Consider the following 16,513-nt stretch of genomic DNA (forward strand, 5'->3'; position numbering starts at 1 on the left):
GAATGCGCCCTTATGGAATATTATCCTCTGCAACTCAGGGAGGAGGACGACCCTAAGCAGTGGGTGGGATATGCAAATCTACTGAGAGAGCTTATGCCTGAAAATCCCTCCAGGCAATCTGTCCGCCTGCCTGCGCCGTTGCACCTTGCCAAACTCATGAGCGAATATTTTCTCCTTTGCGACAAAGAAAAATAGTCTTATTTACCTCAAATGGGAACATAATAGAATATAATAAAAGCAGTACCGAAATGCTTGGCACTGCTTTTAAGAAAGGAAATCCATATGATATACAAAATAACCTTGTTTGACGCCAACTGTCCCTCTTGCACAAGCGGCACAGCTTCGTTTTTTACTGAGGATATCGACGAATTTGAACACAATTATTTTTCTGATGAAAATGTGGAATCGAACCAGCTTGAAGCGCAGAAACAACGCTATTTCCGCAGTAAGGCAGGGGAAATTGTCACCGACTATTACTCCGATGACCCTGAGCTGAACATTTTTCAGTATGCAGAATATGGCACTATCGAAAAGCGAAAGACTTTTCATTACGAGGACAAGATCTTTGAGCTTCACAACGGATATTTAATTCCTTATCCTATATACGCCGCAGAAGCTATTGTCGAGCTGGCGCAGATAGCGTTTAAAAAGAACCCTGATGAGGAGGGTGAAAAGTATCTTGTGGCAAGATACTCATTGAGGGGAGTGTGCTGTAAAGACACTTTTGGGAGCGATAAGGATAAGTTCGAGGACTGCACCCCTTATGGAAATCCTATTATCAAGACCTGCTATCCTGAAGATCTGCCGTACAAAGGTGAAAAAGAAATCTATTCTGATTGCAAACTGTCAACATTTGCATGGGTGGAGCTGTATCAAAACTGTTTCAAGGGCGACAATGTCAACGGCTATGAGATAGAAGAGCCTACAGAAGAACAGCTTGCGTGGATAATGCGTGATATTCCAGGGGAGGCAGGCTAGTCTGCAGTGATGACACTGCCTATATCAATGTCGTTTTCTCTGAGATATCGGTCAGCTATTTTCAACCATTTTTGTGTGCCGTCAGAGCTTTCGATCAAAACACTGCACATGAGTTCGCTGTCCTCCGGTATACCCTCGCAGCCGTAATCCTCCTCACTTATGTCTATAACTTTGTATTTCATGCTTTCAAGACCTTTCCGGTGTGATATTGGTGATACTATAATTATAGCACAGCATTAAATTTTTTCAAGAGAAATATACTAAGCACGGCACATGACCGTGCTTTTTTGCTAGGTTGATTGTTAATAAAATGTAAAATATCTCTACAACCTGTTGACTTAGAGCTAACTCCAGGTGGTACAATATAAGTAAGCTAAAGCTAAGAAAAATTATAAGTGAAACAGGAGGAAATGAAAATGTATCTTGAAAAAATAAACTCACCTGCTGACGTTAAAAAGCTCACTGTTGATGAAATGACAGCGCTGGCTGAGGAAATGAGAAAGGCTCTGCTTTTCAGGCTCAGCAAGCATGGTGGACATTTTGGCCCTAACTTCGGCATGGTGGAAGCCACTATCGCAATGCACTATGTTTTTGAGTCCCCTAAGGATAAGATAGTTTTTGACGTTTCACATCAAAGCTATCCACATAAAATTCTCACAGGCAGAAAGGAGTCCTACCTTGACGCTGACAAGTTCGATGATATCTCAGGCTACACAAACCCAGAGGAGAGCGAGCATGACTTGTTTACGGTTGGCCATACTTCCACTTCTGTGAGTCTTGCAAGCGGTCTTGCAAAGGCCAGAGATCTCAAGGGTGAGGAGGGCAATGTTATCGCTGTTATCGGCGACGGCTCTCTCAGCGGTGGCGAAGCTCTGGAGGGTATCGACTTTGCAGGGGAAATGGATACAAACTTCATAATCGTTGTGAACGATAACGATATGTCTATCGCAGAAAACCACGGCGGTATGTACAGAAATCTCAAGCTTCTTCGTGATACCGAGGGCAAGGCTGAATGTAACCTTTTCAAGGCAATGGGTCTTGACTATGTTTTCGTTAAGGACGGCAACGATATTCCTTCGCTTATTGAGGCTTTTGAGGGCGTAAAGGACAGCAAAAAGCCAGTTGTTGTTCACATTGTAACACAAAAGGGTAAGGGCTATGCTCCTGCGGAAAAGGATAAGGAAACATGGCACTGGCATATGCCGTTCGACCCTGAAACAGGCAAGTCCCTTTACAATCCTGAGGGCGAGGATTACGGAACTGTTACCTGCAATTATCTCCTTGAGAAAATGCAGGCTGACAAGTCCGTGTGTGCTATAACCTCCGCTACTCCGACGGTTTTCGGCTTCACTCCTGATGTCAGAAAGAAAGCAGGCAAGCAGTTTATGGACGTGGGCATTGCGGAGGAACACGCAATGGCACTTGCCTCAGGTATAGCAAAGAACGGAGGAAAGCCTTTCTACGGTGTTTACAGCTCGTTTATACAGCGTGCCTACGACCAGCTTTCTCAGGACGTTTGCATAAATAAAAGTCCTGTTACAATAGCTGTTTTTGCGGCTTCGGTTTACGGCATGAGTGACGTTACTCACCTTGGAATTTACGATATACCGATGATATCAAATATCCCTGAGCTTGTTTATCTTGCACCTGTAACAAAGGAAGAATATCTTGCAATGCTGGATTGGTCCCTTGAACAGAACGAACACCCTGTTGCAATAAGAGTTCCTGCAAGCCTTGTTTCAGATGGCAAGCCTTTCACAAAGGATCTTTCAAAGCTCAACAAGTATGAGATGACACAGAAGGGCAGTCAGGTTGCTGTTATCGCACTGGGTTCATTCTACGGCTTGGGCGTTGAGGCTGCAAAGCTTATCGAGGAAAAAACAGGTGTCAAGGCTACTGTAATAAACCCTTACTACATCACAGGCATTGACAAGGAAATGCTTGAAAGCCTTAAGGCTGACCACAAGACCGTTATCACTCTTGAGGACGGCGTTCTTGAGGGCGGCTTTGGCGAGAAGATAGCAAGATTTTACGGCGACAGTGATGTAAAGACCCTTTGCTTTGGTCTTGAAAAGAAGTTCTATGACCGCTATGATCCTGCCGAGGTGCTGAAAGAAAATCATCTTACCCCTGAGCAGATAGCTGAGGACGTTATAAAAACTCTTTGATCTTTGAGGTGACAATATGAAAAATATACTTGTTATATCCGCAAGCCCTAGAAAGGGCGGAAATTCCGACGTGCTTTGCGATGAGTTCATAAAGGGTGCACAGCAGGCAGGACACAAGGCGGAAAAAATATTTCTCAGGAACTTTAAGGTGAACTACTGCACAGGCTGCGGCGTTTGCAACAGCACTCACAAGTGCGTGCAGAAAGACGATATGGCGGAGATAATGGACAAAATGGTGAACGCTGACGTTATCGTTTTTGCAACGCCTGTTTATTTCTACACCATGGACGCCCAGCTCAAGACACTCATTGACAGAACAGTGCCGAGATACACTGAAATGGTAAATAAAGAAGTGTATTATATACTCACTGCGGCTGATACCAATGCCGCTAACCTTGAAAAGACAGTTGAGAGCATAAGGGGATTTACTCTTGACTGTCTTGACGGGGCTGTTGAAAAGGGTATCCTTTACGGCACAGGCGTGTGGGACAAGGGCGAAGTGCAGAGCAGTGCACACATGAAAACCGCTTACGAAATGGGACTTCATTCATAAAATCCATTTGGAAGAGAGCTTGCTTTGGCAGGCTCTTTTTTCTTGATTAAAAATGCAAATCGTGATATACTATAATAAGTTTAGAAACATCAAGGAGAGAGAAAAATGTTATTTAGTGAAGAGGCTATCGGCTTTTTATTTGAAAATCACACGAGAGATAGCAAGGAATGGTTCAAGGAGCATAAGGCGGATTATCACAGGCTCATAGAAGAGCCTTTTGCAGAGCTTATCACTGCGCTCACACCTATAATGAACGATATTGACAGCAGGATAGTATGCAACCCGAAAAAGATATCAAGGCTTTACAAAGACGCACGTTACAACAAGGGCGGACCGATATTCAGAGAGAGCGTGTGGTGTTCTTTGAAATGCCAGCGTGACAAAAGCGAATATCACCCCATGCCTGAGTTTTATTTCTATATCTCTACCCATGGTTTCGGCTATGGTTGTGGATATTACAAAACCGACAGAGAAAGCATGGACGAAATGAGGGCGATGATACTTGCAGGGGCGCAGGAATATAAAAAGGCTTACAAGGCGCTGAAAGACAACAGCAAGTTTGTTTTGTTCGGTGACGAGTATAAGCGTGACCATTTTCCAAATGCTAGCCGTGAGGACGCTTTGTGGCTCAATAAAAAGGATATCGGTGTAAGCTGTGACAGTGAAGACCCTAAGCTGCTTTTCAACGTGAACTTGCTGGACACAGTATGCAGTGACCTTGCTTCTCTTGGAGATGTATACAGATTTTTTATGAGGGCGGAGGATAATATTTTGCAGAAAAAAGTAAAATAGCGGAGAAATTGTGTCTTGTTTGAGAATGCTTTCTGACAATTTTGTGTAAAACGCTATAAATTTTCTGGTTGTTTTATTGAAATATACAATTTATATGCTATTTGTTCAAAGAAATATTGACAGTGAATTGATTATATGTTATACTTTTATTATCCGAGGCACCGATGAAGTAAGGTGTATACTATGGGTGGATAAAAAATTATAAAGGCAAGACGTTTGAAATCTCTTTAAACGGTGTTGTCATGAAGGGGATCAGTGTGTGCGGCAGGCTTTTTATAGAATTACCTGCGGTGCAGCAAAAAGAGTGATAAAAAAATGCTCTCCGAGGTTTTCGGAAAGCATTGCAGAGCGTAGCTTATTTATCTTTTCACAGCCTGTGCAGCGAAATGCTGACAGGTCTTTTTGTTTATATGGATATGTTTGCTTAGGCTGACTTTAAATATGATATGTAAGTCTGTCGGCAAAGATAGTTATAAGCGGCAGAGTTACAGCACTGAGGATAGTGGTGACTGTAAAGATCTCTGAGGCTGTTTTAGGGTCTTTGTCAAGGTTTACAGCGAACATTGTACACATGGTCGCTGCAGGGCAGGCGGCGGCTATGGTAACTGTCATAAGAACTATCGGAGGAGGATCAAGTATCCACATTGCAAAGAAGCCTGCCACAGGGAGTATTATGAGCTTGCACAGTGAAACGTAGTAGATACGGCGGTTTTGAAGGGCTTTCAAAACGTTGGTCTGTGCGGCTGTTGCACCTGCTATCACCATGGCGATAGGCGTGTTCATATCTGCTATGTACTGCAAAGCTGTTGCAGGAACTTTCGGCAGTCTGACATTTGTAAGATAGCAAATAAGACCGACCACAACGGCTATAACTGACGGTGAGATAAGGGCTTTCACAAGAGAAGAAAAGTCACGCTCGCCTTTCATTGTCATAAGTCCGTGCGTCCAGATAAGGACGTTGAAGAACGTAAGATACGCTGTAAGATACAAAACGCCCTCTGAGCCGTAAATGCCGTTTATAAGGGGTATGCACATGAATGCACAGTTTGAATATATTGACGAAACACGCTCCACCGCAAGGTCGGGAGTCTTTTTTCTTATAAGAACATAGGTGAGCAAGATAGTCACTGCATAGGATATCGCTGACAGCAGAAACGACCACAGCAGACCATGAACAAGGGTCTTGTCATATTTTGACTGATAGGACATGAATATAAGCACAGGATTGATTATATTCAGTGCGAATGAGGACAACTGTTTTGTACCGTCCTTTGTGATTATCCCTTTTAAATAGCAAAATGCGCCTATAATAAGGATGATGAACATTATTATTATTTGGTTTCCGATTATCAGACCTGCTTCCATTCTTTACTTCCTCTTTCACATATATTTTTCTTCTTTAGGTGCTCTTTCGTCAGAATACCCAAATATTATATCAGACTTTTGTGAAAAAAGCATGAACTCACAGTATACATTGATAGGTGATTTTTGTGATTTTTATGTGCGTAAATAAGGTAAAATAGCAAATAATTCACCGATCTTTACGCTCTGCCTTATCTCTTGACATAAAAGTTTAAGGGGTGTATAATGTTAAGAGCAGTATTGTCTTGAAAAAGAAATATAGTACATGGTCTGAAAGGATATTTACATATGGACATAAAGAAAATATGTGCGGCTCTCTGCGCTTGCGTGGTATGCTTGTGTGCAGCGGGCTGTTCAAAGGATAGTAAGGACAGCTCTTCTGCCACAGAGAGCAAGGCGAACGTTTCAACAGCCGACAATGCCGACAGCGCAAAGTCTGAGGACAGCAAGGGTAACGAGAGTGATGCGGATAGTAAGGTATTGAACGAGCAGGGTGAGCTTATTAAAAAAACTGCTGCGATCTTTGACGGTGACTACACTCTGAAAACGACCTGCACAGAGGCCGACGGCTCAAAGCAGGAGGTAGTAAGAGCCAAAAAGGGCGGAAACATCTATCTGAAAGTCACATCGGATATAGGCACCAGCGGATTTATCTATGTTGACGGAGCAGGATATGATTACGATAACGTGACCGGTGTTTATCACAAGTCAGACGTGACGGAGCTTGACGGTGTTCTTGAAAGCATAGTCAAGCAAAACCTGCCGAGAACCTATGGTCATATAAACAGTGATGAGGCGGATGATTTCGATATCGAGGAGTACACTTATACGGGCGACACATACATTACTGCTATCGACCTGTATTTTGATAAATCTGACGGAAGCTTAAAAAAATACACGCAGACCTTTACCATTGAAGGCTCAGATGATACAGTTTCAGAATACACTGTTGACGAGCTTTCAGGGGACGCTGACGACAGCCTGTTTGACGTATCTCAGGCGACAAGTCTTGTGGACTTTGACAGTATGTCAGAGGATCAGAGGCTTGGCTATTGTCAGGGTATCTTAAACAAAGCAGGCGTTACAACAGACGATCTCAGTGCAGGGGGATATCAGACGGACGATCTTAAGACTATATCCTATGACAGCTTTGTGAGCATTGTTTACACATACGGCTACAAGTCTGCACAGCAGTAAGTCAAAATGCACAATTTCAGCGTGGAGATTTGTTGAAAACGCAGGGCGGAAAATGCCCTCTCTATGCTTTACTTGTATGCGTTTTTTTGGTATAATTATAGGTGCGGTCTTTACCGCATAAAAACGTATGCTTACAAGAGGATATATATAAATGAATATACTAAAGTTTTTGAAGCCGAAGGCTTGCGTGGATTTTGTCTATGATGACAACACAGCAAGGCAGGCTCTTGAGAAAATGAAAAATCACAGCTTTACCGCTGTGCCTGTTATCGACCGTGAGGGCAGATATGTAAAGACCCTTGCAGAGGGCGACTTTCTGTGGTTCATGCTCAATAATGGCATTCAGGATATGCGTGAGCTGGAAAAATATAGGATAAGTGAGATAACAAGGCGTGTTAGAATGAAACCCGTCTATGTTTATTCTACTATCGAGGATCTGATACTTCTTTCAATGGATCAGAACTTTGTGCCTGTTATTGATGACAGGGAAGTTTTTATAGGTATTGTGACGAGAAGAGATATACTTAAATATTGTCACGATACTCTTAACGAGTATGAAGCAAAATATGGTCATAAGGAAGAAAAAGAGGAGATAGGTGCAGTATAAGCACTAGGAAAGGAATTGTTGTAAAAATGAAGAGGACAAACAAAAAGGGCGGTGCAGCTATAGTTGCTGTGCTTATAGTTATAATGCTTGTGGCTGTTGGCTCGGCGGCACTGGTGGTAACTGGAAGATATACCATTCAGGCAAGCAAGGTGGCAGACGCAGTTGTTAAGGTGAACAGCAAACCTGAGGAAAGCTCTTCTGAGGAGGTTTCAGAGGTTGACGACCTTTCATCAGTTGTGGAAGAGCCTGTGAGCAATTATCCTGTGAAGTCTGCAAATTATCAGGATATAAATATAAAGGGTATGACAGCAAACTCAGCTATACTTGTTGACGCTGACACAAACGAGATAGTTGCAGGTTATAATTACGAGAAAAAGGTATATCCTGCTTCTCTTACAAAGATGCTTACGCTTCTTGTAGCCGCAGAGAATATTCAGGATATGGACGCTACATATAAGTTCACAAGCGATGATATCGACCCTCTTATCGAGGACAACGCATCAAGAGCAGGCTTTGAAGCCGGGGAAACTGTTACAATGAAAGACCTGCTTTATTCGGCTATCCTTGTGAGCGGTGCTGACGGCACAACAGGTCTTGCAAACGCAGTTGCAGGCTCAGAGGAGAAGTTCGTTGAGCTTATGAACGCTAAGATCCAGGAGCTTGGTCTTACCGGCACGAAGTTTGTGAATGCAAGCGGTCTGCACAACAAAAATCATTATTCCACAGCGCAGGATATCGCAGTTATCACAAAGGCGGCTATGGATAACGAAACTTGCCGTGAAGTGCTTACAGCAACAAAGTACACAACTTCAAAGACAAAACAGCACAAGGACGGTATCGAGCTTACAAGCATTGTTGCACAGAGAATTGAGGGCTACTATGTGGATTGTGACGGTGACGGCGAGGCTGACGACGGCATAAGCATCGAGGGCGGAAAGACAGGCTTTACCGACGAAGCAAAGTACACCCTTTCAACTATACTTGATGATAATGGACACAAATATATTTGTGTTACAACAAAGTCTAAGGACGAGCTGAAGTCTGTTGAGGATCAGATAGCTATTTATGAAAAGTATCTGGGTGGCAAGGCTTCTGATAATAAAGACAAGGACAGCAAGGCGGACACTGACACGTCTTCTGTTTCTGAGGTCGAGGATTAATTAGGTAGGATAAAAAATAAATGCGGATATCTCGTGGAGGTATCCGCATTTTTGTATTTTATTTTGCAAATCAGTGTAGTCAGTGTAGGGGCGAACAGCGTTCGCCCGTCGAAGTGATAAAGCTATCGGTTTTACTATCCCTATGTAGCGTTTGTGTCAATTCGTGTAACATTGTATCAATTTTTATAAGGTTTTTACAAAAAGCGGGCGAACAATGTTCGCCCCTACATGAATTGGCAGAATATTCATCTTAAAAGCTTTTGTATCACACCTATGACCTTGGAAAGGTCATCACAGCAGGCATACAGAAGCTTTTTTGTTTCCTCGTCAGGCTGTGAAAGGTCGGGTATCATAACAGGCTTGCAGCCTGCGGCATACGCGGAGCGTATGCCGTTTGGTGAGTCCTCGAGGGCAATGCACTCGCCAGGGTCAAGCTCCAGCTCCTTTGCGGCGGCAAGATAAATGTCAGGGGCAGGCTTGCCGTTTTCTATCATGTTTCCGCAGATAAGCTTGTCAAATCTGTCAATGATATTTATAGAGCTGAGATACAGCGTGGTGCGCTGTAGGTCGGTGGCAGTGGCAACGGCTTTTTTCAGCCCTGTGCTGTCAAGATAGTCAAGAAGCTCATCAAGCCCCTTTTTCTTTTCTATGCCGTTTTGCCTAATAAACTCGTTCATAAGCTCGATGCGCTTTGCACGAACTTTGTAGTAATCAAAATCCTCTCCGAAAATGCCTTTCAGATGTGGGATAGCATACTTCGCTGCAAGAGAGCGTATGCCCAGAACGTGTTCCTTTGTCATTGGATAGCCGTAATGATTCGCCGCCTCACACCAAAACCTTGTGAGCAGCTTTTCCGTATCTATCATTAGTCCGTCCATATCAAATATAACGCCTTTGAGCATTTTTATCACGCCTTTCCAACTTGGTATCTGTTATTATATCACACTTTTGACAAGTTTTCAATAAAACTGCACAAATTAGAGGTGCAGAACATACATTCTATTGTGCATCTATATAATTCGTAATTAAAATTATATAATCCTATTGACAAATTATTAGAATGTGGTATAATAAGTACAGTGATAAAAGGCAATGCCTTAAAGAAAGGGATGAGAGCAAAGTGAACAAGAGCGTGTATAGTCTGGTGCTTGCAGACGATGTGGTGGAGGCTATCGACAGACTGGCATATTCAATGAATACCAGCCGTTCAAATCTGATAAATCAGATTTTGGCAGAGCGTGTCCAGCTTCTCACCCCTGAAAAAAGAATGCGTGAGATATTCGCAAAAATAGAACAGCTTATGGACAGCAGGTTTCAGACCCTTAATCAGCCCTCTGACGCTATGATGTCTATAAAAAGTCCGTTGAGATATAAATATAAGCCGACCATACGATACAGCATAGAGCTGAGCCGAGATTTTCACGGAAAGGTGGGCAGGCTGAAAGTATCTTTCAGAACTCAGAGCACACAGCTCATTTCAATGCTTGACAGCTTTTTTAAGCTGTGGGCAAGGCTTGAGGAAAAATATCTTTCGTATCTTTTCACTACTGGCGTGCCTTATGAAACAGCCGAGGGCAGATTTACAAGAGATTTTTACGCACCGCCTCAGTCGGAGCTGACCGACGAGGATATAGCGAACGCTATCGGTGATTATATAAGCTGTATGGACAGCTGTATTCAGCTTTACTTTGACAACGCTGCAGAACCTGAAACGGCGGCAAGAAAGGTATCTGAAATGTATGAAAGATATCTGAAAAAAGGCGTTGTCGTTCTTTAAACGGTGGGCGGTGCATTCCGCCTGCTGTGAGCATATATCTTTTTAAGATGATAAGGGAGGTAATTTTATGAACGCTCAGAAATTGACACAGAAATCATTGGAAGCTTTGCAGGAAGCGCAGAGCATTGCCTCAAGAAACTCAAATCAGGCTGTTGACCAGCAGCACCTTATGTTGGCTTTGCTTTCACAGGAAAACGGTCTTGTGCCGCAGCTTTTTGTAAAAATGGATATCGCCCCTGAAAATATAGAGGCGGCTCTTACAAGAGCAGTTGACGATATACCTAAGGTACAGGTAGGCGGACGTGCGCAGGACTCTGTATACATTTCAAGCGACCTTGACAAGGCTTTTGCGGAAGCCGAATCGGAAGCTTCAAGAATGAAGGACGAGTATGTTTCAGTAGAGCATCTTGTTATGGGCATAATGGACAGCCCTAACAGTGCAGTAAAAGAGATTTTCAAGACCTTTGGGGTAACAAAAACAAAGTTTCTGAAAGTTCTTCAAGCTGTAAGAGGAAACGCTCAGGTAACGAGCCAGAACCCTGAGGAAACATATGACGTGCTGAAAAAGTACGGTCAGGATCTTGTGGAGCTTGCAAGACAGAACAAGCTTGACCCTGTTATCGGCAGAGACAGCGAGATAAGAAACGTTATAAGGATACTTTCAAGAAAAACAAAGAACAATCCTTGCCTTATTGGTGAGCCTGGCGTTGGTAAGACCGCCATTGCGGAGGGCCTTGCTCAGCGTATCGTCAGCGGAGATGTTCCTGACAGCCTGAAAGACAGACAGGTTTTCTCACTTGATATGGGTGCGCTTATCGCAGGCGCAAAATACAGAGGCGAGTTTGAGGAAAGATTTAAGGCTGTCGTTGAGGAGATAAAGAAGTCTGAGGGCAGGATAATCCTCTTTATAGATGAGCTTCACAATATCGTTGGCGCAGGCAAGTCAGACGGCGCAATGGACGCAGGCAACTTGCTGAAACCTATGCTTGCAAGGGGCGAACTCCATTGTATCGGTGCAACGACTCTTAACGAGTACCGTCAGTATATCGAAAAGGACGCCGCTCTTGAAAGACGTTTCCAGCCTGTTATGGTTGACGAGCCGACAGTTGAGGACACTATCTCTATACTTCGTGGTCTGAAAGAAAGATACGAAGTATTCCACGGCGTAAAAATTCAGGATCAGGCGCTTATTGCGGCGGCTGTTCTTTCAAACAGATATATTACAGACAGATTTCTCCCTGATAAGGCTATTGATCTTGTGGACGAAGCCTGCGCACTCATCAGAACGGAAATGGACTCAATGCCGACTGAGCTTGATGAGATAAGACGTAAGATACTCCAGCACGAGATAGAGGAAACTGTCCTTAAAAAGGAAACTGATAAGCTTGCAGTTGAACATCTCCATGAGGTGCAGAAAGAGCTTTCAGAAATGCGTGAGCAGTTCAATGAGATGAAAGCTAAATGGGAGAATGAGAAGTCTGCTATCTCTAAGGTGCAGAAGCTCCGTGAGGATATCGAGCAATGCTCAAAGGATATCGAGAGAGCAGAGCGTGAATATGACCTTAACAAGCTTGCAGAGCTGAAATATGGCAGAATGGCTGACTTGCAGAAGCAGCTTGCCGAGGAAGAAGAAAAGGCAGAGAAGTCAAAGACAAAGAACACTCTGCTAAGAGATAAGGTAACAGAGGAAGAGATCGCAAGGATAATCTGCCGCTGGACAGGTATCCCTGTTGCAAAGCTTATGGAGGGCGAGCGTGAGAAGCTTTTGCACCTGCCTGATATCCTCCACGAGAGAGTTATCGGTCAGGACGAAGCCGTTGAGCGTGTGTCTGAGGCTATCATGAGATCTCGTGCCGGTATCGCAAATCCAAATCAGCCGATAGGTTCGTTCCTGTTCCTTGGTCCTACAGGCGTTGGTAAAACAGAGCTTGCAAAAACTCTTGCGCAGGCATTGTTTGACGACGAGAACAATATCGTTCGTATAGATATGTCGGAGTACATGGAGAAATTCAGCGTAAGCCGTCTTATCGGAGCGCCTCCGGGATATGTAGGCTATGAGGAGGGCGGTCAGCTCACCGAGGCTGTAAGAAGAAAGCCTTATTCAGTAGTTCTTCTTGACGAGATTGAAAAGGCTCACCCTGACGTTTTCAATATCCTTTTGCAGGTGCTTGACGACGGACGTATCACAGACTCACAGGGCAGAACGGTTGACTTCAAGAACACTATCATAATCCTCACTTCAAACCTTGGTTCTCCTTATATCCTTGAGGGTATCACACCTGAGGGCGAGATATCTCAGGAAGCAAGGGACAAGGTGGACGCTCTGCTGAAACAGCAGTTCAGACCTGAGTTTCTTAACAGACTTGACGATATAATCTACTACAAGCCTCTTATGAAGACGGAGATATACAAGATAGTTGACCTTATGCTTGCAGAGCTTGGCAAGCGTCTTGAAGACAAGAGGCTCAGCATAGAGGTAACAGACGCCGCTAAGGAAGCTATCGTAAATCAGGGCTACGATCAGAACTTCGGTGCAAGACCTCTCAAGAGGTTTATCCAAAGACGTATCGAAACTCTTATTGCAAAGAAGATCATTGCAGACGAGCTTGAGCCTGATTCTATCTTGCAGGTAGATTATGACAAGGACTTCGTTGTGAACGTTATTTATAATACTGTTACAGAAGAGTGATAGTATTATGCCAAAGGGCAGTTCCGAGAGGAGCTGCCCTTTTTTGTGGAAAAAGAAGGTTTTAATTTATTTTAGGTTAATAATAAAAGAATTATCTTGTTAATGTTTTGGTAAGATATACTGTTTGTAAACAAAAAAGAACAGTTTATTTTGTGAATTATTCTAGGCTATTTTGCTTGCAAATGAGATACATATATGCTAAAATATTAATATCGTGAAATATGTGATCTGATAAGGGGAATTAATATTTATGAAAGCAAATTTTTCTGATACGAATGATTTTGTTCAGAGCATGAACAGAGGAAAGCGCAAAAAGAAGATAGCATTGCTGGTGCTGTGTATAGTGCTTGCGTTCCTTGTGGCTGCCTGTGTTGTCGTGGGTCTGAAAATAAGGGAAAATAACCGTATCGCCATGGCGAAATCGGTCATAACAAAGCTTGATATAAGCACTACCTTCAAGGAGTCGGAGTTTTCTGACGATCAGGACTGGGACGGTGACGGCATAAAGAATGCCGATGAGGTACGTCATGGCACTAATCTTCAAAGCGAGGATACTGACAATGACGGAATAAGCGACGGCGATGAGATAAAGCTAGGCACGAACCCTATTGAAGCCGATACTGACGGTGACGGTCTTCTTGACGGCTATGAGCTTATGGCAGGCACAAATCCGAGAGAGTCAAAGTCTGACGGAAAGACCAATGACGCTGAAAGAGAGCTTACAGTGGAAAAAAATGCAGGGGACTGCCGCCTTGAAATAAAGGGCGATGCAAACGCTGCCAGTGCGACCCTCGTTGAACTTGACCTCTTTGGTATCTCTTCAAATGCAAGTATCGTCACAAAGGCTTATGACGCTTATTCTGACTATAAGTTCAACTCGGCAAAGATAACTTTCGATATCGACTCTGCAAAGCTGAGTAAAATGGGATATTCATTTGATGACCTTACAGTGCTGAGATTTGATTCACGCTCGACCCTTTACACAAAGGTGGATTCAAAGGCAGACAAGAGCAAAAAGACAGTTTCTGCTTCTCTTACAGAGCTTGGCACTTATGTGGTAGGCGTTGAGAAAACTGTAAACGATGAAGCCACAACAAGGATCTGCTTCCTCGTTGATAACTCCGGCTCTATGTATCCAAAGGAGCAGTGTGTAACTTCTTCTGAGAATGATGTTGACTTCAAGCGTCTTGAATTTGCAAAGAATCTTATCGACAAGTTTGAGAGCCACTATCAGGTCGGCATTTGCAAGTTCACAGGAAGCTACAAAAAGATGGTAGACTTCACTGATGATAAGACGAAGCTTACGGAAGCTCTCGATAAGATAAAGTCTGAGAAAGAGATATTTAACGGCACTCACAGCCAGACGGCTCTTAAAAAGTGCATGGACGAGTTCAAGGCAACTTCCGGTGGAAAATACAGAAATATCATCGTGATGCTCACAGACGGCGAGTCTGACGAGTTTAATCCTGCAAGCGTTTCAAGCCTTGCAAATACTGCAAAGGATAAGGACATAATCGTTCTCACTGTTGGTCTTGGCAGAGATGTTGACAGAGATTGGCTTCAGGAGCTTGCTTATTCCACAGGCGGAAAGTATTACTCAGCTTCTGACGCAAACGCCCTCAATGACGTTTACAAGCAGATAGTTACTACACTGAACTATGATATTGTTACATACACAAACGCTGATGATAACGTAAGAGGTTATTCACTTTACAACACAGGCTTTGATCCAAAGGTGAACGGCTTCTCATTCAAGAATTTCAGAACAACAACTACCGCAAGTGTTGACTTCGGCATGGCTGTTATGGCAAGAGATTGGTATCTCGGAAATGTAAAGACTTCTCTTGGGGATATCACTCCGTCAGATAAGAGCGACATAAAGGTGAATGCCGCAGGCTATGACATAAGCGGAACAGACTTTGGTAAACAGTATGACGAAAGAGTGCCGCTTAGCAAGATAACCTCAGACCTTTTTGCGGGCACATATTCAGACGTTACAAAGTATCTCGACTATTCCTGCACAGGGGATATTCTCACCCTTAATGATGACTATAAGTATGACAGCAAGAACAAGGGCTGGGTAAAGGACGTTACGAAAATATCAGGCGGCAATCTCCGCTGGAAAAAGGTAGAACTGCTTGATATGGATATAGCAAACGGCATTGACAAAATAAGGGGCGGCTATTCCTCAAATGACGCAGAGTTCGCAAAGGCACTCTACAGACTTAACACCCTCCAGTGGGACGATTCTTCGTCAGAGTATAACCTTAACAACGACAGTAAGGGCTTTGAAAAGCTTGAAGACCAGCTCAGCCTTGGCATACCAGTTGTTACAACTATAGACGATACTCATACAGTGAACGCTATCGGACTTATTCAGGATTCTGATTGCCACAGAAAATATATCCTTCAGATATATGACAACAACTATCCTGGGGAAACAAAACAGCTTTATATCCAGAAGCTTCCGAAGTGCAAGCTCAAGATAGACAGCAATGGCAAGGCGACAGTTGTTGGCACAACGTTCGAGTATTCTGCAACATATGAGGGCAAGCAGGTCGGCATAGAATTTTCTGACGTGACAGCTCATTAATAAGAACAAAAAACGGAACGGCTTTTGAAATGCTCCCCTTTTGTTAGACAATGTGGTATAATAGAAATATACCAATAAAAAATCTAACGAAAGGGGGCATTTTTATGCCAAAAGGAAAGCCGAACAAAAGATACACACCGGAATTCAAAATCAAAGTAGTGGAAACAATGCACAGAGAAAAGTTAAGCTATCGTGAAACTGCACGTCAATTTGACATATGCTATCATGATAGAGTAGCAGCATGGGAACAATCTGTATTGCACCGGAGCTTAAAAGGAAGGGGTAAGGAAAGATTTCACTGGATTATTCTCTGGAAAAAGCAAAAGAGCTTGGATGCGGAGCAGTATGCTTTGAAGGAAATATTGATTTTTATGGAAAAGCGGATTTAAACAGGCAAGCGAGTTTGGCATCCGCTATCATGGATTGCCGGAAGGCGAGGATGCATCTTTCTTTCTGTGCAAAGAACTGATACCGGGATATCTTAATGGAATTACAGGAGAGTATGCACCTTCGGCAGGGTATCTGGTAAATGAAAAGGAAGCAGAGGCATTTGATAGAGAGTTCCCGTATATGGAGAAGAAAAAACTTCCGGGACAGATTTTTGAAGGAGATATTCTGTAAATTAGGACTTCGTATT

The 16,513-nt window shown here is 43.3% G+C and carries 16 protein-coding genes; 13 read left to right on the forward strand and 3 right to left on the reverse strand.

Translation table 11 applies throughout. From position 1 onward, the window contains the following. Together QVO88_RS09550 and QVO88_RS09555 are read left to right on the forward strand one after the other, a co-directional pair. A partial coding sequence (locus QVO88_RS09550; RefSeq protein WP_288177973.1) for an RNaseH domain-containing protein occupies nucleotides 1-195 on the forward strand: 195 nt, incomplete at its 5' end. An 87-nt stretch (nucleotides 196-282) separates the two neighbouring features. Beyond that, nucleotides 283-978, forward strand: a complete 696-nt coding sequence (locus QVO88_RS09555; RefSeq protein WP_022288253.1) for a hypothetical protein — start codon at nucleotides 283-285, stop codon at nucleotides 976-978. On the opposite strand, the gene QVO88_RS09560 is transcribed toward QVO88_RS09555, so the two are convergent. Then, on the reverse strand, nucleotides 975-1,160 hold the full coding sequence (locus QVO88_RS09560; protein WP_022288254.1) for a hypothetical protein: 186 nt from the start codon (nucleotides 1,158-1,160) through the stop codon (nucleotides 975-977). The two genes, QVO88_RS09555 and QVO88_RS09560, sit on opposite strands and share 4 nt — an antisense overlap. A gap of 234 nt (nucleotides 1,161-1,394) precedes the next feature. Here QVO88_RS09560 and QVO88_RS09565 point away from each other — a divergent pair, with 234 nt between their 5' ends. The 3 genes from QVO88_RS09565 to QVO88_RS09575 all read left to right on the forward strand — a co-directional run bounded on the left by QVO88_RS09565 (nucleotide 1,395) and on the right by QVO88_RS09575 (nucleotide 4,491). Then, entirely contained in the window at nucleotides 1,395-3,146 is a 1,752-nt protein-coding gene (locus QVO88_RS09565; RefSeq protein ID WP_022288255.1) for a 1-deoxy-D-xylulose-5-phosphate synthase, read from the forward strand. A gap of 16 nt (nucleotides 3,147-3,162) precedes the next feature. Then, nucleotides 3,163-3,699, forward strand: a complete 537-nt coding sequence (locus tag QVO88_RS09570) for a flavodoxin family protein (RefSeq protein ID WP_022288256.1) — start codon at nucleotides 3,163-3,165, stop codon at nucleotides 3,697-3,699. Between the two features lie 105 nt (nucleotides 3,700-3,804). Further along, nucleotides 3,805-4,491 (forward strand): DUF2461 domain-containing protein, encoded by a 687-nt coding sequence (locus tag QVO88_RS09575; protein ID WP_022288257.1) that lies wholly within the window; start codon nucleotides 3,805-3,807, stop codon nucleotides 4,489-4,491. A gap of 435 nt (nucleotides 4,492-4,926) precedes the next feature. Here the strand turns inward: QVO88_RS09575 and QVO88_RS09580 are convergent, their stop codons facing one another. Then, nucleotides 4,927-5,856 carry an AEC family transporter gene (locus tag QVO88_RS09580; protein WP_022288258.1) on the reverse strand — a complete coding sequence of 310 codons (930 nt, stop codon included), beginning with the start codon at nucleotides 5,854-5,856 and terminating at the stop codon, nucleotides 4,927-4,929. Between the two features lie 285 nt (nucleotides 5,857-6,141). Between QVO88_RS09580 and QVO88_RS09585 the strand changes: the two genes are divergently transcribed. The 3 genes from QVO88_RS09585 to QVO88_RS09595 all read left to right on the forward strand — a co-directional run bounded on the left by QVO88_RS09585 (nucleotide 6,142) and on the right by QVO88_RS09595 (nucleotide 8,817). Further along, nucleotides 6,142-7,050 (forward strand): hypothetical protein, encoded by a 909-nt coding sequence (locus tag QVO88_RS09585; protein ID WP_022288259.1) that lies wholly within the window; start codon nucleotides 6,142-6,144, stop codon nucleotides 7,048-7,050. Nucleotides 7,051-7,201: 151 nt separating this feature from the next. Beyond that, nucleotides 7,202-7,657: a CBS domain-containing protein gene (locus QVO88_RS09590; RefSeq protein WP_022288260.1), complete on the forward strand. Its 456-nt coding sequence runs from the start codon at nucleotides 7,202-7,204 to the stop codon at nucleotides 7,655-7,657. Nucleotides 7,658-7,683: 26 nt separating this feature from the next. Beyond that, nucleotides 7,684-8,817: a D-alanyl-D-alanine carboxypeptidase family protein gene (locus QVO88_RS09595; protein ID WP_022288261.1), complete on the forward strand. Its 1,134-nt coding sequence runs from the start codon at nucleotides 7,684-7,686 to the stop codon at nucleotides 8,815-8,817. A 245-nt stretch (nucleotides 8,818-9,062) separates the two neighbouring features. Here QVO88_RS09595 and QVO88_RS09600 read toward each other — a convergent pair whose 3' ends face one another. Further along, entirely contained in the window at nucleotides 9,063-9,719 is a 657-nt protein-coding gene (locus QVO88_RS09600) for an HAD family phosphatase (RefSeq protein ID WP_022288262.1), read from the reverse strand. Nucleotides 9,720-9,937: 218 nt separating this feature from the next. Here QVO88_RS09600 and QVO88_RS09605 point away from each other — a divergent pair, with 218 nt between their 5' ends. The 5 genes from QVO88_RS09605 to QVO88_RS09625 all read left to right on the forward strand — a co-directional run bounded on the left by QVO88_RS09605 (nucleotide 9,938) and on the right by QVO88_RS09625 (nucleotide 16,497). Beyond that, on the forward strand, nucleotides 9,938-10,594 hold the full coding sequence (locus QVO88_RS09605; RefSeq protein ID WP_117857815.1) for a hypothetical protein: 657 nt from the start codon (nucleotides 9,938-9,940) through the stop codon (nucleotides 10,592-10,594). 67 nt (nucleotides 10,595-10,661) lie between these two features. Beyond that, nucleotides 10,662-13,283, forward strand: coding sequence for an ATP-dependent chaperone ClpB (gene clpB, locus QVO88_RS09610; RefSeq protein ID WP_022288264.1), 2,622 nt, complete (start codon nucleotides 10,662-10,664; stop codon nucleotides 13,281-13,283). Nucleotides 13,284-13,533: 250 nt separating this feature from the next. Next, nucleotides 13,534-15,876 (forward strand): VWA domain-containing protein, encoded by a 2,343-nt coding sequence (locus tag QVO88_RS09615; protein ID WP_022288265.1) that lies wholly within the window; start codon nucleotides 13,534-13,536, stop codon nucleotides 15,874-15,876. 104 nt (nucleotides 15,877-15,980) lie between these two features. Further along, nucleotides 15,981-16,265 carry a transposase gene (locus QVO88_RS09620; RefSeq protein WP_022288266.1) on the forward strand — a complete coding sequence of 95 codons (285 nt, stop codon included), beginning with the start codon at nucleotides 15,981-15,983 and terminating at the stop codon, nucleotides 16,263-16,265. 34 nt (nucleotides 16,266-16,299) lie between these two features. Continuing rightward, nucleotides 16,300-16,497, forward strand: coding sequence for a hypothetical protein (locus QVO88_RS09625; RefSeq protein WP_265290660.1), 198 nt, complete (start codon nucleotides 16,300-16,302; stop codon nucleotides 16,495-16,497). Nucleotides 16,498-16,513: the final 16 nt, after the last annotated feature.

The organism is Ruminococcus sp. CAG:57, assembly GCF_000435935.1.
In the GTDB taxonomy this organism is placed as follows: Bacteria; Bacillota; Clostridia; order Oscillospirales; family Ruminococcaceae; genus Hominimerdicola; species Hominimerdicola aceti.

What these genes read in the sequence shown, in the direction of transcription:
- clpB (WP_022288264.1), top strand. Translation starts at nt 10,662, where the DNA reads ATGAACGCTCAGAAATTGACACAGAAATCATTGGAAGCTTTGCAGGAA.
- QVO88_RS09580 (WP_022288258.1), bottom strand. Translation starts at nt 5,856, where the DNA reads ATGGAAGCAGGTCTGATAATCGGAAACCAAATAATAATAATGTTCATC.
- QVO88_RS09590 (WP_022288260.1), top strand. Translation starts at nt 7,202, where the DNA reads ATGAATATACTAAAGTTTTTGAAGCCGAAGGCTTGCGTGGATTTTGTC.
- QVO88_RS09575 (WP_022288257.1), top strand. Translation starts at nt 3,805, where the DNA reads ATGTTATTTAGTGAAGAGGCTATCGGCTTTTTATTTGAAAATCACACG.
- QVO88_RS09595 (WP_022288261.1), top strand. Translation starts at nt 7,684, where the DNA reads ATGAAGAGGACAAACAAAAAGGGCGGTGCAGCTATAGTTGCTGTGCTT.
- QVO88_RS09615 (WP_022288265.1), top strand. Translation starts at nt 13,534, where the DNA reads ATGAAAGCAAATTTTTCTGATACGAATGATTTTGTTCAGAGCATGAAC.
- QVO88_RS09585 (WP_022288259.1), top strand. Translation starts at nt 6,142, where the DNA reads ATGGACATAAAGAAAATATGTGCGGCTCTCTGCGCTTGCGTGGTATGC.
- QVO88_RS09555 (WP_022288253.1), top strand. Translation starts at nt 283, where the DNA reads ATGATATACAAAATAACCTTGTTTGACGCCAACTGTCCCTCTTGCACA.
- QVO88_RS09570 (WP_022288256.1), top strand. Translation starts at nt 3,163, where the DNA reads ATGAAAAATATACTTGTTATATCCGCAAGCCCTAGAAAGGGCGGAAAT.
- QVO88_RS09560 (WP_022288254.1), bottom strand. Translation starts at nt 1,160, where the DNA reads ATGAAATACAAAGTTATAGACATAAGTGAGGAGGATTACGGCTGCGAG.
- QVO88_RS09600 (WP_022288262.1), bottom strand. Translation starts at nt 9,719, where the DNA reads ATGCTCAAAGGCGTTATATTTGATATGGACGGACTAATGATAGATACG.
- QVO88_RS09565 (WP_022288255.1), top strand. Translation starts at nt 1,395, where the DNA reads ATGTATCTTGAAAAAATAAACTCACCTGCTGACGTTAAAAAGCTCACT.
- QVO88_RS09620 (WP_022288266.1), top strand. Translation starts at nt 15,981, where the DNA reads ATGCCAAAAGGAAAGCCGAACAAAAGATACACACCGGAATTCAAAATC.